The organism is Jiangella asiatica (assembly GCF_004349065.1).
GTDB lineage: Bacteria > Actinomycetota > Actinomycetes > Jiangellales > Jiangellaceae > Jiangella > Jiangella asiatica.
Map to the genome: position 1 here is coordinate 60,804 of NZ_SMKZ01000016.1, position 20,288 is coordinate 81,091.

11 protein-coding genes are annotated in these 20,288 nt (G+C 73.0%); all 11 read right to left on the bottom strand.

The window, feature by feature from the left end; translation table 11 throughout:
* Window positions 1-9 precede the first annotated feature (9 nt).
* The gene (locus E1269_RS13030; protein WP_131895104.1) at window positions 10-1,947 is read right to left on the bottom strand and encodes a formylglycine-generating enzyme family protein; all 1,938 of its coding nucleotides are present in this window, start codon (window positions 1,945-1,947) and stop codon (window positions 10-12) included.
* Entirely contained in the window at window positions 1,944-3,245 is a 1,302-nt protein-coding gene (locus E1269_RS13035) for a hypothetical protein (RefSeq protein WP_131895106.1), read from the bottom strand. Before E1269_RS13035 ends, E1269_RS13030 begins: the two co-directional genes overlap by 4 nt.
* Entirely contained in the window at window positions 3,223-4,956 is a 1,734-nt protein-coding gene (locus tag E1269_RS13040) for an ABC transporter substrate-binding protein (protein WP_162606391.1), read from the bottom strand. Before E1269_RS13040 ends, E1269_RS13035 begins: the two co-directional genes overlap by 23 nt.
* Before the next feature lie 2 nt (window positions 4,957-4,958).
* Entirely contained in the window at window positions 4,959-6,965 is a 2,007-nt protein-coding gene (locus tag E1269_RS13045; RefSeq protein ID WP_131895110.1) for a hypothetical protein, read from the bottom strand.
* Window positions 6,966-6,994: 29 nt separating this feature from the next.
* The gene (locus E1269_RS13050) at window positions 6,995-9,817 is read right to left on the bottom strand and encodes a transglutaminase TgpA family protein (protein WP_131895112.1); all 2,823 of its coding nucleotides are present in this window, start codon (window positions 9,815-9,817) and stop codon (window positions 6,995-6,997) included.
* Window positions 9,814-11,025, bottom strand: a complete 1,212-nt coding sequence (locus tag E1269_RS13055) for a DUF58 domain-containing protein (protein ID WP_131895114.1) — start codon at window positions 11,023-11,025, stop codon at window positions 9,814-9,816. Before E1269_RS13055 ends, E1269_RS13050 begins: the two co-directional genes overlap by 4 nt.
* Window positions 11,022-12,035 carry an AAA family ATPase gene (locus tag E1269_RS13060; protein ID WP_131895116.1) on the bottom strand — a complete coding sequence of 338 codons (1,014 nt, stop codon included), beginning with the start codon at window positions 12,033-12,035 and terminating at the stop codon, window positions 11,022-11,024. The genes E1269_RS13055 and E1269_RS13060 overlap by 4 nt, the downstream gene beginning before the upstream one ends.
* Window positions 12,032-15,175, bottom strand: a complete 3,144-nt coding sequence (locus tag E1269_RS13065) for an MFS transporter (protein ID WP_131895118.1) — start codon at window positions 15,173-15,175, stop codon at window positions 12,032-12,034. The genes E1269_RS13060 and E1269_RS13065 overlap by 4 nt, the downstream gene beginning before the upstream one ends.
* Window positions 15,168-17,456: an ABC transporter permease gene (locus tag E1269_RS13070; protein WP_131895120.1), complete on the bottom strand. Its 2,289-nt coding sequence runs from the start codon at window positions 17,454-17,456 to the stop codon at window positions 15,168-15,170. Before E1269_RS13070 ends, E1269_RS13065 begins: the two co-directional genes overlap by 8 nt.
* Window positions 17,440-19,101 carry a type 1 periplasmic-binding domain-containing protein gene (locus tag E1269_RS13075; protein ID WP_131895122.1) on the bottom strand — a complete coding sequence of 554 codons (1,662 nt, stop codon included), beginning with the start codon at window positions 19,099-19,101 and terminating at the stop codon, window positions 17,440-17,442. Before E1269_RS13075 ends, E1269_RS13070 begins: the two co-directional genes overlap by 17 nt.
* Window positions 19,102-19,204: 103 nt before the next feature.
* Window positions 19,205-20,269 carry a DUF4185 domain-containing protein gene (locus tag E1269_RS13080; protein WP_131895124.1) on the bottom strand — a complete coding sequence of 355 codons (1,065 nt, stop codon included), beginning with the start codon at window positions 20,267-20,269 and terminating at the stop codon, window positions 19,205-19,207.
* Between the last annotated feature and the right edge of the window lie 19 nt (window positions 20,270-20,288).

Here is a 20,288-nt window from a genome sequence, read left to right on the forward strand (position 1 = left end):
CGTCGGTTCTCAGCTCTCGTTCGGGGTCAGGTCGACGGCGCAGCGGAAGCCGACGGTGGAACAGCGGTCCAGCTCGGGCCAGGACAAGATGAACTTGACGGTGAACTGCGGCGGCCGCGGACCACCGTCCACGTACCAGACCGAGCCGTACGCGGTGAAGTCGGCGCCGCCCTTGAGCAGGCAGAATCTCGTGTGCCCGTCGGAGTGCACGCTCTCGGTCCACTCCCACACCCGGGCGTTGCCGTACCCGGCGGCACCGGTCTCGAGGGCGTGCTGCCACTCGTGCTCGGTCGGCAGCCGCCGCCCGGCCCAGCGGGCGTAGGCCCGCGCGTCGGCCAGGTCGACGTTCACCACCGGGAGGTGCTCGATGCCCGGCGCAGGTCCGCCGTCCGGCCAGTGCCGGAGGAATCCGCCGGGGTCGTCGGGCCGGTAGCCGGTGGCGGCGACGAACGCGGCGAACTCGGCGTTGGTGACCGGGGCGGCGTCGATCGCGTAGGCGCCGAGCACGGCGTGCACGACCTCCCGCACCGGGTGGTGGAACCGCGGCGCATGGTCGTCAAGCACCGGCGCGCCCTCGTACGTCCCGCACTCACGCAGTCGGAAGACGACGTCGAGGTCGCGCTCCACCCCGGCGACGGCGGCCATCGCGGCCGGCGCCGAGGTCGCCGCGGCCGGTGCGACCGGCAACCGCCCGATCGACGGCGTCGCGGTCGCGATCGTCCGGGCCACCGGCGCCGCCCCGTCCGGTGACGCGGCCAGCAGCGGGGTGACCCGCCGTGCCCAGGCGTCGGCATCGGCGACGACGACGCACGCCAGCCCGCGCGGCGGGAGCGGCCCGTCCAGCGTGACGGTGTCACCGTCGCCCGGCAGCTCACGGCCCGACACCAGCTCCGCGGACCGCAGGCCCGGCTCGGCGGCCAGGGACAGCAGCGGCCCCGTCGCCTCGTCCGTCGACCGGTTGACGACCGTCCACAGCCGCACATCGTCGCCGTCCCACCGGCTCGCGTACACGCCGTCGGCGAGCGTGTCGACGAGCGGCGTCCACTCCCCGGTCGTGAACAGGTCGGCGAAGGCGCGCTGCAGCGGGACGATGGCGCGCAGCAGGGCACGGTCACGCTCGGACCAGCCGTTCCACGTGCCGAAGACGTTCTCCCACACCAGCACGCCGGCGCCGTTCATCCAGGCGGCGTGCACCTCGTCGGAGTGGTCGCGGTCCCACCGGTGGATCAGGTGATGCTGGTGGCCGCGCTCGACCCAGCGGTTGCGCAGCACGGCCGGCGCGGTCTCGCCGACGTCGAACCACTGACCCCAGGACATGTGGTGGTCGTGCAAGTGCTCCAGCGGCAGGTGCCCCTCGGCCTCGAACACGACGCCGTCACGGCGGGCGTCGACCGCGGCGCGCAGCTCCCGACCCTGGTTCATCGTGTCCAGGAAGACGCCATCGGCGTCGACCGTGGCGATCAGGTCGGCCAGTGCCTCAGCGTCACCGACCAGTTCCCGGCGGGTCCCGACGTCCCACGGGTTGTAGTCGAGGAACACCCGCACGCCATGCCCGTGCAGCTCGTCGACGAGGCGGCGCAGGCCCGGCAGGCCGCCGGGGACCTGGCGGTAGAAGTCGAACTGGTTGCGCTCGTCCACGCCGATGCGCGGGTAGGCGTGCCACAGGACGACGGCGTCGTAGCCGCCGAACTGCTCCACGCCGCGGCGCAGGTACGACTCGACGGTGAACGAGCGGATCGCCGGATCGTGGAACTCCTCGTCCCACAGCATCACCATCGCGCACGAGTAGCACGAGCGCGTCCAGGCGAACTCCGGGCGCTGGTAGCGCCTGGACTCCAGGTCCAGCTCGCGCCGCACCGACTCGCGCCACCGCCGCAGCTCCGCCCGCCAGGCGGCGGCGTCGTCGGGCGGATCCGGCGCGTGGATGACCCCGAAGCCGAACCTCACGGTAGCGGCAGTCCCAGCGGATCGCGGAAGTGCGGCCCGTAGAGCATGACGTTCTGCAGCACGTCGTTGTCCGGCGTGCACGGGTTGCCCTCGTCCGGGTCGCACCCGGCCCCGTTCGTGCTGAACACCACCATCGGATCGGTCGGCGAGGTGCCCGGGACGTTGGTGACCATCTGCCCGCCGTAGTTCTGCCGGAGCTGTGGCCAGGTGGTCCCCGCGGTCACGTCGACCGGCTGGCCGGCGCCGTCGCGGACGACGGTCCACGGTCCGGCCGGCGACGGTGCCCGCCACAGGTACACCTGCGGCCCGAGGAACCACAGCGGACCCTGCTTGGCGGTCATGAGGAAGCCGCTGCCCCACGGGATGAGGCCGGCGAGCCCGACGGTGTTCGTGTCGGCCGGGAAGTCCAGGGCCATCGGCCGGGCCTGGCCGACCGTGGCCGACCACGTGCTGCCGGTCCAGTACTGCCAGCTGGACCCGGTGAGCAGCTCGTCGTCCGGTGCGCGCGCGACGTAGACTCCCGGCGCGAACGGCCCGCCCGCCGACGGCCCGTCGGGCTGGAAACCGCCGGCCCGGCCGTACAGGTACACGTAGCCGCCGTGGTGGAAGATCTTCGAACCGAAGTGCGGCATGTCCAGGGCGTCCGGGTCGTAGGGCACGGAGCTGACCGAGATCACGTCGAGCGTGGACGCCGACAACGTGAAGATCTTCACCGTGCACACCCGCCAGGCCTCGCCCGGGCAGACGCCGCTGGCGGTGATCCGGATGACCGCCGGGCTGACGGTGGAGTCGACGTAGCCGCCGGCGGCCCAGAAGATGACGCCGTCCTGGTCGGGCAGGAACGACGTCGGCGCGGACGTAGTGCCGCGGGTCACCGGGGTGAAGCAGGCGCCGTCCTGCAGCTGGGCGCTGCGGACCATCCGCCAGCCCGGCAGGAGCGCGTCGTTCTCGTCGATCTGGCCCATGAACGTGTCGCCGAACAGCCAGAGCTCGCGCCCGTCGGGCAGCGAGATAGGCCAGGCGCCGTCACCGCCGGCCCAGCCGCCAGAGCGGTGGTCGAAAGCCTCCTGGTAGTCGGCCGGGCCGCTCGGAACAGCGTCCAGGCAGTGCGTCGGCCACTCGACGGCGTCGACGGCCAGTGCCGCGTCGACGGCCAGTGCCGCGCCGGCGGTCACCCCCGCGTCGGTCTCGGCTGCCGGCGCGGTGCCTCCGGCGGGTGGCGCGGACACCGTCAGTGCCGCCATCGTCAGCAGACCGGTGGCGATCGCGCTGGCTCTAGCTCTCGGTGGTCGGTGCATCGGTGGTGGCCTCCTCGGTGGGTTGTGGTTCGACCCACACCTCGCGCAGTGCGGGCTCACCGAAGCGGTCGAGGACGGATTCGCGTGCCGAGCCCAGTGCCTCGGCACGCACCAGCCAATGCGAGCGCATGCTGACCACGGGGATCACCGGCATCAGCTCGCACACGCGCTGCTCCGCCCGCTCCAGCGCGATCAGTTGCTCCTCCTCGACGTCCAGGCCCGGCCCGGCCTGCCCGCCGAACGGGGTGACGTCGTTGATGAAGTAGCGGTCCAGCACGGGGTCGCTGAACCGGGCGACGTTGGCCGCCTCGCCCGTCACGACCAGGGACTGCAGGTACTCCTCCGGCGTGCCCATCCGGTCACCGTCCCAGCCCGTGAGGAAGGGCCCGTCGAAGCCGCCCTCGGCCATGGCCAGGAAGTCCTCCTCCGGCAGCGGCGTCGGCTCGACGGTCAGTCCGTACGCCGCCCAGGCCGCCACCACCTGGTCGGCGACCAGGGCGTTGGCCGGGTAGCCGTCGTAGAAGTACAGCGGCACGGTCTGCCCGTCCAGGGCGGCAGGTGCGCTGTCGGTGTCTGGCACGGCGGGCAGCTGGTCCGGGCACGCGTCCTCGTGGTAGGCCGGGCCGACCAGCGGCGGCAGGAAGCCGGTGGCCGGAACGGCACCGCCGGCGTACGCGGTGTCGGCGATCGCCTGCCGGTCCAGGCCGCGGCTGAGCGCCAGCCGGACCTCGGGGTCCTCGAACAGGTTGCCCGGCTGCCAGGGCAGCCCCACGTACACCATCAGCGGGTCGTTGCCGGTGACGTAGTTGTCCGGCTCCGCTTCGCTGATCGCGGCCCGCTCGGCGGGCAACGGCTGGACGATGTCGACCCAGCCGTCGACGTAGGCCTGGTGGGCCTCCTCCGGGGTGGCGAACGTGTAGAAGTGGATCTCGTCGGCGTAGCCGGCGCCGTCGGCGGTGTAGCCGGCGGGCGAGCCGTTGTAGTGCTCGTTGCGCACCAGCCGGATGATCGGGTCGCCCGGGTTCCACGGCGCGGCCAGCTGGTACGGGCCCGCGCACACGGGCTGGCGGGCGAAGCGCAACGGGTCGGCGCGGGCCGCCTCGTCGTCGACGATCGCCGTCGCCGCGTTCGCCAGCCGGCGCACCCAGCCCGCGTCCTCGAGCCGCGGCAGCACGATCTCCAGGCCGAACGGGTCGGAGACGCGGACGCCGGTGAGGTACTCGGTGCTGCGGTCCGGCGGGTCCTCGGTCTCGCCGCGGATGTGGTCGTATCCCTGCACGTCGCGTAGCAGCGTGGCCATCGACCCGGCGGTCTCCTCGCGGGCCAGCCGGGACAGTGAGTCCACCACGGTCCGCGCGTCCACCTGGGTGCCGTCCGGGAAGTACACGTCCTCGCGCAGGGACAGCAGGATCCGGGTGCCGCCGTAGTTCGCGTTCGGTGTCCACTCGTCGGAGATGCCTGGCACCAGCTCGCCGGTGACGGCGTCGGTGAGCAGCAGGGAGTCGCACATCGTGCGTACCACGAGCTGGCTGGCCGGGTCCGAGGCGTCGGCGGGGTCCAGCGACCGGGGCTGGAGGATACCGACCTTGATCACGCCGCCGGACTGCGCGTCGTCGCTCCCCGACGGCGTCCCGACCTCCTCGGTGGGCAGGCTCACGCACGAGGTGACGGTCAGCGCGAGCAGCGCCGCGCCCAGGAGCATCTTTCGCATGATCATGGCACCTCGGGTCGGCTCGCCAGGGTGTAGGCCAGGTTCTGCTGGAACGTCTCGACGCGGTCCACGCTGCTCACCGTCGAGCGGTACGCCACCGGCAGCCCGCCGAGGGCCGGCGCGAGAGCGAGCGCGTAGCTGGTCTCGACGTGTCCCTGGTCGTGCAGCAGGTCGGTGTAGCTGCGCATCAGGGCCAGCCCGGAGCGCGGTCCCGCGGCGGGCGCCGACGGGAGCGGCGGCTCCGGTGGTGCCGCGGTGGCCTCCGGCGGCGTCGGCTCCTCCGGAGGCAAGAGCCGGGTGTCGATGTACTCCTGCGGCGGCGGCTTCGGCGCCGGCTCGGTGCCCGGTGAGATGACGACGTCGACGGTCCAGGTCTCCACCGGCGTGCCGCACACCTCGACGACGGTGTTCGGCGAGAGGTAGCTCGCGGCCACCACGTCGCCGGTGCCGTCGGTGCCGACCGAGACGTACTCGGCAGCGGCGGAGCCGGCGACGGGGAACGGCACGATCAGCAGGCCGTCGCCGTCGTTGTAGGTGACGGTGTGGCCGTCGGGGTGCAGCGTGGACACCAGGTAGATCCCGGGCGCGCCCGGCTCGGGGCGCGCCGGCGGCGGTTCCGTCCCCGCCGCCGGCCCCGGCACGACGCGGTACGTCGTCACCGTCACCGAGCCGCCGAGGTCGTCGGCGACCTCGTACTCGAAGTACTCCCGCCCGGTCGGGTCCCACCGCACGTTCCGCACCGTCCGCACCATCGTGGTCGGGAACTTGCCGGCGTCGGGGCTGACGCCGTTCACCGTGTACGTGCTGACGGCGAAGCCCACGGACGGGGTCCGCATCACGTAGGTCGCCTCGACCGGCGGGGCGGCGATGCGATCCACGGCCGGTAGCGCCGGGCCGCCCACGGCGTCGGCCGGGCAACCGGCCGGTGGCGGCGGCGGACCGGGCGGCCGCGGCGCGCCCACCATCCGGGCGCTGATGGTCTGCTCCACCGACGACGTGGCGTCGCTGCCGACGGCGGTGGTCCGGCTGTCCGCGACGATGACGCCCCCGAACTGCGTCGCGACGTTGTAGACGGCGTCGACGCTGGCGCTCGGCCCGTCGCCGGCCAGCGGCGCGACGGTGGCGGAGATCTGCACCGGCAGGCTGTCCAGCCGGGTGCCGCACGCCTCGACCACACCGTCGTCCAGCACCGTGGAGGTGTAGGCGACGTGCTGGGCGGCATCGCCGGTGCCGACGGTGGCCTGGCCGTGGAAGGTGTCGCCGGCGTAGGCCGGCCAGCGCACCAGCAGCATGCCCTGGCCGGCGTTGAACGGGACCGGCTCGCCGCCGTCGGCCGCCATCGACATGACGTACATGCCCGGCTGCGCGGGGGTGCCGACACGGGTGGTGCCGACCACCGGCGGGAAAGCCGACGGGTCGAGGCTGGGCGGCGGCTCGCCGACATTGACCGGCCGCGGCACGTCCGGGCGGACCACCGAGGCGTCGTCGAGCACGACGCGGTAGGTCGTGGTCGTGGTCCCGTGCGGAGCCTCCACGACGAGGTCGAAGTCGTAGCTGGTGCCCCCGGCACCGAGCCGGAGGTTGCTCACCGTCCGGGTCATCTCGGCGGGCATCACGGCGTACTCGCCGCCGTCGGTGGACACCGCCTCGTGCCGGCCCTCGGCGAAGAACCGGTACTCGCCCACGGCCGGCGGCGCGACCGGCGACTCCAGCGCCGCCACCACCTGCTGGCGGGGGTCGGTGAACGGGCACGCCGCGGAGCCCTCGGCCGCCGGTTCCGGCTGGTCGCTCAGCCGCGGGTTGACCACCCAGTTCGCCGGCGGCCCGTCCTCGCCGCCGGCCAGGTACGGCGGCAGCGCGACCACCCCGGCGGCGAGGCTCGCCTGGTCCAGCCCCAGCTGGGCGAGCTCGCCGCGCACGTCCACCTCGACCTGCTGGGCGGGGCCGGCGCAGCCGGTCACGGCCAGCACGGCGACGACCGCCGCGGCCCAGCCTCGCTTCGCGTGCATCTGCCGCTCTCCTCTGCCGACGGGCCGGGTCATCCGGGACTCCCCAGACGCGGATCGGGCTGCGGCGGCGCCTCGCGCACGTTGACGATCTCGTGCACGTCGCCGCGCTGATAGGCCAGCAGGCCCTTGAGAATGCGTTCGAGCGCCTCCACCGGCAGGTCCTTGCGCGTCACCACGAGCTGGTAGTAGGTGTCGCCGGGTGCGAACCAGACCACGACGTTGGCGTCGGCGGCCTCCTTGACGTAGGCGCGCTCCTCACCGATGCGGGAGAAGACGAACTCCCCCGTCTCGATGGAGGCCAGCATCTGCCGCTTCGCCTCGTCCCGGTCCTCGATGCCGCTCTTGAACCAGGCGATCTGCAGCAGCGCCTGGCGCTGCGATCCCTGGTAGATCTCGTAGACGCGGCCGTCGGTCACCAGCGACTGGTCGGCCAGGCCGGTGAAGGCCTGCTCCGCAGACGGGCTGCGCAGCAGCGCGAACTCGGCGACGGTCTCCGGCACCACCGGCTGCACCGCTCGCTGCGGGTCCGGCGGGCCGCTCTCGATGACGACGCTGGAGCAGCCGCCCAGGGTGAAGAACGCCAGCCCGACGACGACGGCCGCGCGCAGCGTCGCCGGCCGGCGCAGCAGACCTCGCAGCGCCGACCCGATCGCCGTGAGCGGGCCGCGCCGGCGCCGCGGCCACAGGTTCGGGATCTCCCGGGTGTAGGGGTCGCGCAATGACTGCCGCGAGATGCCGGCCAGGACCCGCAGCGGCAGCGGCTGGGCCCGCGCCAGCCGCCGGCGCACCGAGCGGGCCAGGTCCTCGGCGAGCTCGGCGTCCTCGATGCGCAGGTCGCGGGCGAGGTCGCCCCACAGCGCGCGGGTGGTCAGCCAGGCCAGCTCGCGGTGCTCACGGTCCGGCCGCAGCGTGTCGAGGAACTGGATCGGGGTCAGCGTCGGGTGGCCGATGCCGAAGTCGTTGGCCACGTCGCGCAGGTCGGCGTATGCGACGGCGATGCGCTCGCGCAGCCCGCGGGCCGCCGCCCAGCGCCGGCGCTTGCCCCGTCGCAGCACCTTCAGCACCGCCGGGTACCACACCCAGGCCAGCACCAGGGCCAGCACCCAGGGCACGATCACCAGCACCCAGTAGCCGACGAACTCGTAGGCCAGCCGCACGGTCTGCACCCGCGTCGGCACATAGACGAGCAGGGCGCGGTCCTCGCTGGCGGTGACCTCCGGCCGCTCGGCCTCCGGCGCTGCCTCCACCGGCGGCGGCGCCTGCTCCGGCGACCTGGGCTGCGGCACCCAGCCGATGCCCTCGTGGTAGGTCTCCAGCCAGGTGGCACCGTCCTCCGGGCGCACCTCGACCACGCCCTCGGCGTTCGGCTCGCGCCCCTCGGTGTAGTAGCCGTAGCCGATCCGCGACGGCACCCCCAGCCAGCGCGCGAGCAGCGCATCGGCGGCGGTGATCTCGTAAGGTGACGCCTTGGTGCCGGGCTGGACGATGATGTCCTGGGCGCGTTCGGCGGAGACGTCGACCGGCTCGCCGCTGCCGGCGGCGACGACGTTCTCGTACAGCGCGGTCCGGGCGAACTGCAGCCGTTCGTACTGGCCGTCGGCCTCCGGCGGCGCGGTCAGCAGCAGTTGCTCGACCAGAGCCGGGATCTCCGGCGCCGCCAGGAACTCGGACAGCTCCTCCGACGTCGACGGCGGTGCCTCGGCCAGCGTGTCCCGGTCGACCGCCACCGACGCCACGGTGTACTCGGTACCGTCGGCGATCCGCCCGGTGGACTGGAAGGTCTGGGTGCGTGGGTCGTACTGCGCGGACACCCCGGACAGGGTGGCGACGTCGCCGCTGACCGGCAGCTCGCGCCCGCCGCCGGCGACGACCGTGATCACGGCCTCCTCGGCGTCGTCCGGGCTCGGCCCGTCGTCGCCGGGCACCGCACCGGACTCGGGCAGCGGCACGAACCTGTCCGGGTCGTAGGGCGGGGTCAGCCAGGCGTTCTCGTCCACCGAGTAGACGTCGAGCACACCCGTGCGCCAGATGTGGTCGGTGCCGTCGGGCTCGCTCACCTCGAAGACGACGGCCGCGTCCGACGGTGGCGGCGTGCCGGGCCGCTGCGGCGGGAAGCTGTCGTCGTCGTCGCCAGCCGGGTAGAGGAAACCGACCTGGCTCAGCCCGGCGACCCCGGCACCGAGCACCGCCACGACGACGGCGCCACGAGCCAGCCGGCGCACCTCGAACCGGCCGCCGCCGACGCCCTCCTGGCTGAGCCGGACGCCGTAGGAGACACCGAGCCCGGCCAGCACGAACACGAGCGCGACGACGGCGGTGACGGTCTCGCCGGTGCTGGGCTGCACCAGCATGCCGCCGACGATCACGACCAGCGGGACCGCCAGCGCCAGCCGAGGCATCGCGAACTCCACCGCCAGCGCAACCCCGGTGACCACCACCACGGTGCACAGCACCACGACGATGACCCGCCAGCCGGGGTCGAAGGCGATCGGCGGGGTGGAGAGCCCGCCCTGCTCGAACGCGTCGCGGACGAACCCGGGCAGCTCACCCAGGTCGCCGCCGGAGTCCGGCAGGACGAGCAGCGATCCGGCCACCAGGGCCGCGGGCACCGCCAGCAGCTGCATCAGCGCCGGCCGGCTCGTGCGGTACGACGCCCAGGCGATCAGCGCGCCGAGCACCGCGCCGCCGATCGCGGTCAGCCGGGCCAGCCCGCCGCCGAAGACGCCGCCGATCACCCAGGCGGCGCCCGCACCGCCCAGCAGGGCGGCGGCGGTCGTCGCCAGCACGCCGACGGGCCGGCCGCTCTCCTGCCGCTCGGTCCCCTGCGGCTCGGTCTGCTGAAGCTCGCTCATCGTCTCACCCCCGTCACGCCGACGACGTGCTCGAAGACCTGCCGCATGGAGCTTCCCGCCGACACCTGCACGAGGTTGCAGCCGAGCAGGCCGGCCCGGTGCAGCGTCGCCGGCTCGGTGTCGTCCCACACGGTCAGCACGAGGAGGACGGCCACGCCCTGGCTGCGCAGCAGCCGGATCCGGCGGGCCGCCACCGGGTCGATCTCGGGGGTGACGACGACGTTGTGCGCGTGCCGCATCGGGTCGATCAGCAGCCGCTCCAGTGCCTGGCTCAGCGGCGCCCGCTCAGTGTCGACGACCGCGAGTTGGTCGAGGAGGCGCACGTGCTGGGTGCGCCCGCGCAGCGGCCCGGCCAGCCGCTCGCTGTTCAGGTCGAGGTTGAGCCCGAACCCGTTGTCCAGGTGGTGCACGGCCAGCGACGCGGCGACGCTCACGGCGAGCTCGAACGTCTCGCTGGGCGTGCCCGGGCTGTGCCGGCGCGCGTCGGTGTCGAGCAGGATGTTGACCCGGTCGGTGATGCCTTGCTCGGACTCGCGCACCAGGTAGCGGTCGTACCGGCCGACCGCGCGCCACACGATCCGGCGCGGGTCGTCGCCGGGCACGTAGTCGCGCAGGCCGTAGAACTCGAACCCGGTCGGCCAGGGCTTCAGCACGGGCGGGCGGACCGGCGGGTCCTCCCATTCGCGGGTGGTGATCCGGTCGGTCACCCGCTCCACCCGTGGGTGCACGATGACCTCCTGCGGCTCGACCAGGGTGACGCGCCGCCTGGTCAGCCCGAACGGGTCGCTCCACTCCGCAACCAGCGGGCCGACCCGGAAGACCCCTCGGGCCTGCGGGACGAAACCGTAGGTGTGCCGCACGGACCGACCGCCCGGGAGGACGGCCACGGGGAACCGGGACGACTGGCCCAGCCGTTCGTCGAGCTCGTCCTCCACGACGACGGTGCTGACCCGTCGCCGCGCGGTCAGCTCCACCTCCACCTCGACGCGCCGGCCCGGCCGGACCCGCGGCGGCGGCGTGGACCGGCTGGCCGAGAGCGCGGGGCGTCGCTGGCCGAGCAGCCACGAGACGACGAGCGCGACGATGCCGCCGTAGACCAGGAGGAACACCCCCCGGCTCTCCAGCAGCCGGCCGATCGCCCAGCCGGCGGCGCCGAGGACCACGACGGCCACGCCGGCGGCCGTGAGGCCGAGCCTGCGCTCGATCATGCCGGGGTGACTTCCAGGCCCTGCGGGACCTTGACCCGGTGCAGGATCCGGTCGATCACCGCGTCCACCCGCTCCTCCTGCAGCTGGGCGTCCGGTGTCAGGACCAGCCGGTGGTTGAGCACGGCGCCCGCGATCAGCTTCACGTCGTCGGGCAGCACGTCGTCGCGGCCCTGGGACGCGGCCATCACCCGTGACGCGCGCATCAGCGCCTCCGCGGCCCTGGTGCTGGCGCCCATGAGCAGCGCCGGGTCGTCTCGGGTGGCCTGCACCAGGTCGGTGATGTAGTAGAGGATCGGGTCGGCGGTCGTGACGCCGCGAGCCCACACGATCATGTCGATCACCTCGTCGATGGTGACGACGGGCTCGAGGCTCAGGATGGCCGCCTGCTGCCGGTTCGCTCGCAGCACCGAGACCTCGGCGTCGCGGTCGGTGTAGCCGAGGCTGAGCTTGAACTGGAACCGGTCCAGCTGGGCCTCCGGCAGCGGGAACGTGCCGGCCAGCTCGATCGGGTTCATGGTGGCGATGACGAAGAACGGCGAGGGAAGGTCGTAGGTCGTGCCGTCGAACGTGACCCGCTTCTCCGCCATCGCCTCCAGCAGCGCGGACTGGGTCTTCGGCGTGGCCCGGTTGACCTCGTCGGCCAGCAGCACGTTGGTGAAGACCGGTCCTTCGCGGAACGTGAAGTCGCCGGTCGCGCGGTCCAGGACGGTGGAGCCGGTGATGTCGGCGGGCAGCAGGTCCGGGGTGCACTGCACCCGCGAGGTGCTGCCGCTGGTGGTCGCCGCGATGGCGCGGGCCAGGACGGTCTTGCCGGTGCCGGGCAGGTCCTCGAACAGGACGTGGCCCTCGGCCAGCATCGCCACCAGCGCCTGCCGGATGACGTCGTCCTTCCCCTTGATGACCGTGCCGATGTTGTCGACCATGGCGGTGAAGCGCCGTGCGAACTCGCGGCCCGATCCGATCGTCGGCGCGGCCACGCTCTCCTCCGGTGGTGCGGGCAGGTGCGTCATGTGCTCTCTCCTTCGCGATCGCGCCGCGCGGCTCCCGTCAGCCCGGCCTGGGCCAGCGCCGCGGTGACGTGCGATCCGGATCTCTGCAGGGTGTCGACGGAGGCGGACAGGTACGACTCCACGACCTTCGGGTCGGCGCAGACACCTGCCGGGTCGCCGTCGGCGATCACCTCGCCGAGGTCCATGGCGACCAGGCGGTCGGCGATCGACGTGACGAGCGGCAGGTCGTGCTCGATGACGATGAGTGCGCAGCCGGTGTCGTGCACGATCCGGGTCAGCGCCGGGCCGAGCGTCTCGGCCTCGGCCTGGGCCAGTCCGGACGACGGCTCGTCCAACAACAGCACCGCGGGCTCGGCCGCCATCACGCAGGCGATCTCGACCGCGCGCCGGGTGCCGGTGGACAGCTCCCGGACGAACTTGTCGGCGTAGGCGCCGAGGCCGAGCAGGTCGACCAGCCCGTCGACGCGCTCGGCGATGCGGCGCTCGCGGCGGCGCACCGGCGGCGTCCACAGTGCCGCGAGGACGGCGCTCCTCACCGCCCGCCGCTCGTGTGCCAGCGCGATGGTCTCGCGCACGGTCAGAGCCGGGAAGAGCAGCACCGACTGGAACGAGCGGCCCAGGCCGGCGCGGGCCCGGGCGTCTGGCGAGAGCCTCGTCACGTCGTCGAGGTCCGGGCCGAGCAGCACGGTGCCGCTGTCGGGCCGGGTGTAGCCGGAGACGACGTCGAACAGCGTCGTCTTGCCGGCTCCGTTGGGTCCGATGACGCCGACGATCTCTCCCGCGGCTGCCTCGAGCGTGACGTCGTGCAACGCACGCACCCCGCCGAAGGCGGCGCCGATACCGTCCGCGCGCAGGACGGTGGCGCGCTCGGCGCCGCGCCGCAGCGGGCGGCGGGCCGCCGACCCGGTGACCGCGCCCATGAAGACCGCCCGGACCAGGTCCGGCCGGCCGAGCAGCTCCCGGGTGGGCCCGTCGAAGCGGATCTCGCCCTTCTCCATGAAGACGGCACGATCGGCGACGGTCAGCGCGACGTTGAGCGACTGCTCGACCAGCACGATGGTGGTGCCCTCGTCGCGCAGCCGGCGCACGATCGTCAGCAGCTGGTCGACCACCGCTGGGGCTAGCCCCAGCGACAGCTCGTCGATCAGCAGCAGCCGCGGCCGCATGAGCATCGCCTGCGCCATCGCGACCATCTGCTGCTCGCCGCCGGACAACGTGCCGGCGCGCTGCTGGAGTCGCTGGCGCAGCACCGGGAAGGCCTCGAACACCTCGGCCGGGATGCCGCCGGCGCGTCCGGCACCGCCCCAGGCGGCGGCGCGCAGGTTCTCGTCGACCGTCATCTCCGGGAACACCGCGTGCCCGCCGGGCAGCATGACGACCCCGCGCCGGGCCAGCTCGTGCGCCGGTGCGTGGGTGACGTCGACCCCGTCGAGGAAAACCGCGCCGTTGGCGGGCTCGTGCAGGCCGCAGACGGCCCGCATCAGGGTGGACTTGCCGGCGCCGTTGGTGCCGACCAGGGCGATCGTCTCGCCCTCGTCGACGTCCAGGTCGATGCCGAACAGGACCTGCGTGCCGGCGTACTCCACCTCGAGGCCGCGGCAGACGATCATCTTGGTGGTGCCGGCCGCCTTGGCCGCCTGGACCACCTGGTCGGCGATGTTGGCCAGCTCGGCGGCGCGGATGTCGCGCTCCACCGACGACGCCGACGTCAGGAACATGATCCCGCCGAACAGGTAGATCGGCGCCATCGCCAGCAGCGCGCCGCCGGTGCCCCACTGCTGGTCGGCGTAGCCGGTGAGGAAGGGCGCGAGGATGAGCCCGACGACGGCGAACGGCGCGTACACCTGCATCCCGATGCCGCGGAACTGGGCCGGCACGATGCGGGCGTAGAGAACGGCGGTGGCCGGCGTGACGGTGGCGCTGGCGAAGCCGAGCACCACCTGGAAGGCGACGACGTAGACCAGGCCCGGCGCGAACACCATCACGACCAGGCTGACCGCGCCGAGGATCATCAGCAGCGACTGGATGACCACCAGCCGGCTCGGCTTGTGGTCCATGAGCCGGTCGGCGATCGGCCCGGCCAGCAGCAGACCGGGCGTCGCCACCAGCGCGACGATCCACACCACCCAGGCCCGCTCCGCCGGCGACAGCAGGAACCGGTCGGCCAGGAACAGGCCGGTGATGAGGAAGATCGGACCGGACACGATGCCGATGACGAGTCCCGCGTACGCCTGGCGGCGCAGGGTGCGGATGCTCCAGGCCGCCTTCAGCGATGCCGTCATGCTCAGCGGCGGAGGCTCCTGCTCGGCCTGTTCGTCGGAGAGGCCGGCGTCCTTGCGGTCGACCTCGCCGCGGGTCGGCTCGCGCAGCAGGAACGACAGCAGCACGAACAGCGTGCCGGGGATGGCCAGGGCGATCACCGCCTGCCGCCAGCCGTACATGGTGACCATGACACCGGCGACCGGAACGCTCAGCAGCGTCCCGATCTGGCCGCACGCACCGAGGAAGGCGAACACCCGGCCGCGCAGCTTCGGCGCGAAGTAGTCCGCGGTCAGCGGGCCGCTGGCGGGACCGGCAAGGGTGGTGCCGAGGAAGCCGACGGACCGCGCCAGCACCAGACCGACGAACGACCCGGCCAGGGCCTGCAGGACGATGCTGACCTGGCCGACGATGCCGCCGACGCGCACGAGCCAGACCCTCTTGACCCGGTCGACCAGGTAGCCCATCGGCAGCGCGGCCAGGATGCCGAGGAACCCGAGCACCGAGCCGAGCGCCACCAGGTCCGCGACGCTGACGCCGAACTCGGTGCGGATCTCCGGCGCGACCAGGCCGAGCACCTGAGCGTCCCAGCCGACGAAGATCGCCGACAGGCCGAACACCAGCAGCGGCATGGCCGGAGCGCCGGTGCCGCGCAGGTCCAGGCTGCGGGCGTAGGTGCGCAGCGATCGGCGCAGCCGGCGCCCGCGCGGCTCCGGTGCCGGTGCCAGCTCAGGACCGACGGTCTGCGTCGGCGCCTCGCCACCCTCGGCGCGTTCCCTCGTGGTGGGCACCAGAGCGCGCGGCCGCGGCGTGGCGGCCAGCGCGGCCAGGTCGTCGCGGGTCGTGTCGGGCGAAGGCGCCCGCGTCGTCGTGTCAGCCACCGATTCGCTCCCTCGACGCCGGGTCGTTCGTGCCGTAGCGCCGCAGCGCCCACTGCCCGTCCGGTTCGAACCGGGTCGGCAGGAAGCGGTCGCGGGACCGCCGCTCGTCCAGCGGTGCCTGGTCCGGCGGTGCGTTCGGGTCGCGGTCGGCGAACAGGCTCGGGACGACGATCCGCTGTCGAGCGGCGACCCGCCGCAGCATCGCGTCGCGCGCGTCGTAGAGCGCTTGCGCGATGCCGCCGGGCAGCGCCGCCAGCACCAGCAGGCCGACCAGCCCGGAGCCGATCAGCTGGACCAGCTGGTCTGCTCCGAACAGCGTGAGCACCGCCAGGTACAGCATCCCGAGCACCGGCCCGAGCAGACCGCCGAGCCCGCCGATCACGGCGAACGCGAACAGCGTGATGCTGACCTCCGGTGCGAACGCGCCGGGTGTGACACCGCCGAGCAGGTAGGCGAGGATCGCGCCGGCCGCGGCGGCGAGGAATCCGGAGAACGCGAACGCCGTCAGCCGGGTCCGCAGCAGGTTGATCCCGTAGCTCTGCACGGTGGCCTCATTGTCGCGCGCGGCGATCAGCGCCCGGCCGGTGCGGCTGCGGCGCAGCCCGGCGACCGCGGCCAGGCCGGCGGCGAGGACCACCGCGGTGACGTAGTACATGGCGCGCTGGCCGCTCAGGTCCAGGCCGAACAGCGACATCGCCGGCATCGCCTGCGGCAGGTGCTCGCCGAGGTAGTCCGCGCTGAGGAAGACCGTGGTGACGCTGACGGCGAAGGCCAGCGTCATGATCGCGAGGTTGAGCCCGCGCAGCTTCAGCGCCGGCAGCCCGATCACGACGGCGGCGGCCGCGCCGGCCAGGCCCGCGACCGGCAGCGCCACCAGCAGGTTCAGCTCCAGCACCGCCGTGACCCACGCGCCCACCGCGGCGAACCCGAATTGGCCGAGGCTGACCTGGCCGGCCCAGCCGGTGAGGACCAGCAGCGACACCGCGACCAGGACGTAGGCGAGGTGCACGCTGAGCACGTTCGTGTCACTGGGCGACAGCACCCACGGCAGCCCGAGGACGACGACGGCGACGATCACGCCGCCGCCCCGCACCCAGCCCCGCACGACCGGGACTCCGCGCAGCTCCCGCGGTATCGGTCTGGGTTCCCGGGCGCCCTGCCAGCCCGCCGCCGTGACGACGTCGGCGCGGCTGTCGCGGCGGCGCTGCAGCAGCAACAGCGCCCCGACGATGACGACGAACCCGGCCTCGAGCGGTGCCGTCGACGACAACGACCAGACCGCCGACTCCTGCACGATGCCGAGGACCGCCGCCGCCAGCGCGGCCATCCCAAGGCTGGCGAACCGCGCCACCACGGCGACGGCGAGCACCAGCACCAGGGTCCGCACCGGCAGCACCACCACCTCGGACTCCGCGCCGCCGCTGGCGCCGCTGGAGAAGGCGGTCAGAATGCCGGCGGCGCCGGAGAGTAGGCCCACCAGCACCCAGACCCGCGCCGTCACCCCGGTGGTGTTGATGCCCAGGGTGCGTGCCCGCGGCTGGTTGTCCGCGGCGGCGCGGATGGCGATGCCGGCCGAGCCGTACCTCAGGTATGCCGCGATCGCCACGACCGCGACCAGCCCCGTCGCGATGGTGAGGATGCCGTCCAGCCGGATCCGGGCCGGGTCGATGGCGATGTCGAGCGTCCACGGCGGCGGCGAGGCCGCGAGCGGGTTCACCCGCTCCAGGTCACGCTGGTCCTCCGTGGTCAGCCAGGTCCCGATCTGGCTCTGGAAGGCCATCAGGATCTGCGCGAAGAACACCGTCGCGATGGTCAGGATGAGCGGGGACTGCCGGGCGAAGCGCTGGACGACCAGCCCGTAGCAGATGATCGAGATCAGCACCGACGCCGCGAGCCCCAGCACGACGGCCAGCGCGAAGTTCACCACCTGCACGGTCTGCGACGGGTCGGGCCCGATGCACGAGCCGCAGGCGGAGTCGAAGACCCGCACGAGGAGCCCGCCCTGCATCAGCGACGTGTAGAGCGCGGCGCCGACCAGCCCGATCTGGATCTGGGCGAAGTTGACGAAGCGGCCGGTGCGGTAGACGAGGATGACGGCGATCGCGTGGAGCAGGATGACGAAGCCGTTGACCACGCCGATCGACGCGATGCCCAGCGGCAGCCCGTCGCCTGCGAGCACCGCGACGAGCAGCAGCACCACGAGCGCGGCCAGCTCGCCGCGGTAGGGGGCGGCGGCCAGCGCGGCCCGGGCGCTAGGAAGCGCCTCACCAGCACGAGACATCGTCCGGCCTGCCCTCCGGGTAGAACTTGGACACGGTGTCCGACGGCCACCCACCCAGCTGGTAGCGCGCACCGCCGTTCACGTAGCAGTACGTGCCCAGCTGCGGGTCGTCGTAGGGGCGGATCGTGGGGTCCCAGTACGTCAGGCTGACGTCCTCGATGAACGCGTGGTCTCCGACGCCGAAGCCGACCCGCGGCTGGTAGAGCGGTGGAGCCGCGGCGCCGGGGTTGGGGAACTCCGTCCCCTGCAGGGCCGCGGCGAACGTCTCCGGGGTGAGGTTCGGCCCGGCGCCCTGGATGCCCGACGCGATGATCAGCAGCGACAGGTACAGCTGCTCGACCGACCGGCCCCAGTTGCTCTGCTGCTCCCGCCCGTAGGCCGGGGTGATGGTGGGGTCGCCCTCGCGGGCGGCGGCGAACCACGGCCGCTCGGGCAGCGGGATGGCCTTCGTCGCCGGGGCGAGGCCGAAGAAGTGCGCCAGCTGCTCCGGCGGCCAGAACGGCGCCAGGTTGGCGTCGCTGGCCTGCGAGCCGATGCCGGTGGACACCCACTCCGGATGCCAGCCCAGCTCCTCGGCGGCGATCATCATCCGGCCGATGAAGTGGTTGCCGCACACGCAGGCCAGCGACGTCACGCCCTGCGAGCGCAGCCGCGCCAGCGTGGTCTCGGCGCCGGCGATCTCCGACGCGCCGAACTCGAACGTCAGCTCTTGCGGCTCGACCAGGTCCGCGTCGCACGCCTCCAGGCCGGCCAGCAGCACCGATGGGTCGAACGAGGCGCCGACCGCGTTGCGCTGCACCAGGACGCCGAACCGGCGGGTGTCGTCGTCGAGGTCGTCACCGGCGTGGATGGCCGGCTGCCCGACCAGGTTCGTGCAGGCCCACTCGACGAAGTGCTGCTGCAGCACGTCGTCGGGCTCGAAGAACGACCACTGGTAGAGGGCGTTCGGGCCCTCGTTGAGCTCGGCGGCGCTGCGGGTGCCGGCGCCGACGTCGACGCTGATGATGCCGCGCTCGGCGAGCAGGTCGTAGAGCGTGGTGGCGGTGCCCATGGCGCTGTCCGACGGCGACATGACCGCGAACGCGTTCATCTCGGTGTCGATCTCTTCGGCGTACGCGGCGTACTGGGCCGGGTTGAGCTGGCTGAGGAACTCCTCGGTCTGCAGGAACTGGACGTTCAGCTCCCGGCCGTAGAACTCGTACCGCTCGTTGAAGTGCGCGACCAGCCCGTTGATGCCCTTGACGATCTGGTGGATGCCGCCCGGCATCACGATGTTGATCTGCGTCTCGGTGACGCCCGGCGCCGTCTCGCCGCCGTTGTCCTCGCCGTCCCAGTAGGGCACGCACGGCGGCGACATCGGGTCCTCGGTCTGGCGGGGCGGGTCACCGACGCAGCGGCGCACCCTGGACCGGTCGATGCCGGCGTACGGGTTCTCCGCCTCGGCGGTTGGCTCCGGCGACTCCGTCGCCTCGTCCGGCCCCTCGACCTGCCGCGAGCCCGGCGCCAGCTGCGCCGTCGTCGGCGGCGCCGGCGGGGACGTGACCAGAGCGATGCTCGCCGACAGGGCGAGGATGACCAGGACGAGCGCCGCGTGCGCCAGACCCATGGCTCGGCCCAGGCCGGACGTTGGCTTCCTGATCGGCACGTGACCTCCCGAGGACAACCTCAGAATTAATGTCGACTAGTATGGCAGTACACCTGTTTGGTGTCTAGATGCGTAACAAGCGGGTCAAATCCTCGGTCGCGGGCTACCGCGGCACCCGCACGAACGTCGGGTAGTACAGCTCCGGCCGGCCCATGAGCATCTCCGAGCGCAGCGCGTTGTTGTTGTAGGTCAGTACCAGGTCGCCGCCGGCACCCCGCTGCTCCGGGTGCGCCTTGGCGCCGTAGACGAAGCCGCCCTCCACGTCACCCTCCGGCGGGTGGTAGACGGGCGCGAACGGCGTCCACGGCCCCTCGGGTCGCTCGCCCTCGCGCACCACGATGTCGGCGCGGAACAGGCCGTCGGTCTGCACCCACACGAGTCGTCCCGCCGCGTCGCGATGGACGGTGAACTCGGTCTGCGGCGCGTCGACGGTGGGCGCCGGCACCGTCGGCAGGGGCGCGTGCTCCGACAGCCAGCCGGCATCCGGCCCGAACCACCATTCCCGGTCGGTGAGGTGGCCGTCCGCGGCGTCGGCGATGCGCCAGCGGGCCAGGTACTGGCCTCTGGTGTCCGAGCCCGCGCTCGCGTGGGCGTAGAGGTGGTCGCCGTCGACCAGCAGCGCACCGGCGCCCAGGGTGGTCGCGAACCGGCAGGTGCCGGTGTCCAGGTCACGGACGCGCCACCGGTCGGGGTCGTCCAGGGGGTTCTCGACCAGCCTCGCCACCCAGCCCACCAGCTCGAAGCTGGCCAGGTTGCCGGCGCGCTCGTACTCCTCCGGCGTCATCTTCCGCGACCGCACCCGCATCGCGAACAGCAGCAGCCGGCCGTCGAGCAGCACCGCGTTGCACGGCCAGAGGAAGGTGTGGTCGTCGGTGCCGAGGAACGACGCCGGCCGGCCGTCGGCGCGGCGGCGCCAGAAGAACCGCATCGTGCCGGTGGCCGGGTCCAGCCCGTCCTGGATGCCCACGGAGTTGTTGATCATCGTGGAGTCGGCGGAGCGGCGCTCGCCGCCACGCGCGGAGATGAAGGTGTCGGCGAAGATCCACACCGCCCGGTCCTCGCCCACCGGTACCGAGTACGCGCTGTCGCCGCCGACCCAGAACTCGTCCTCGCGGAACAGCCGGTCCGCCTCATGCCAGTGCTTTCCCGGGTGTTGGGGAGTCATCATGTGTTCTAGTATGCAAGCT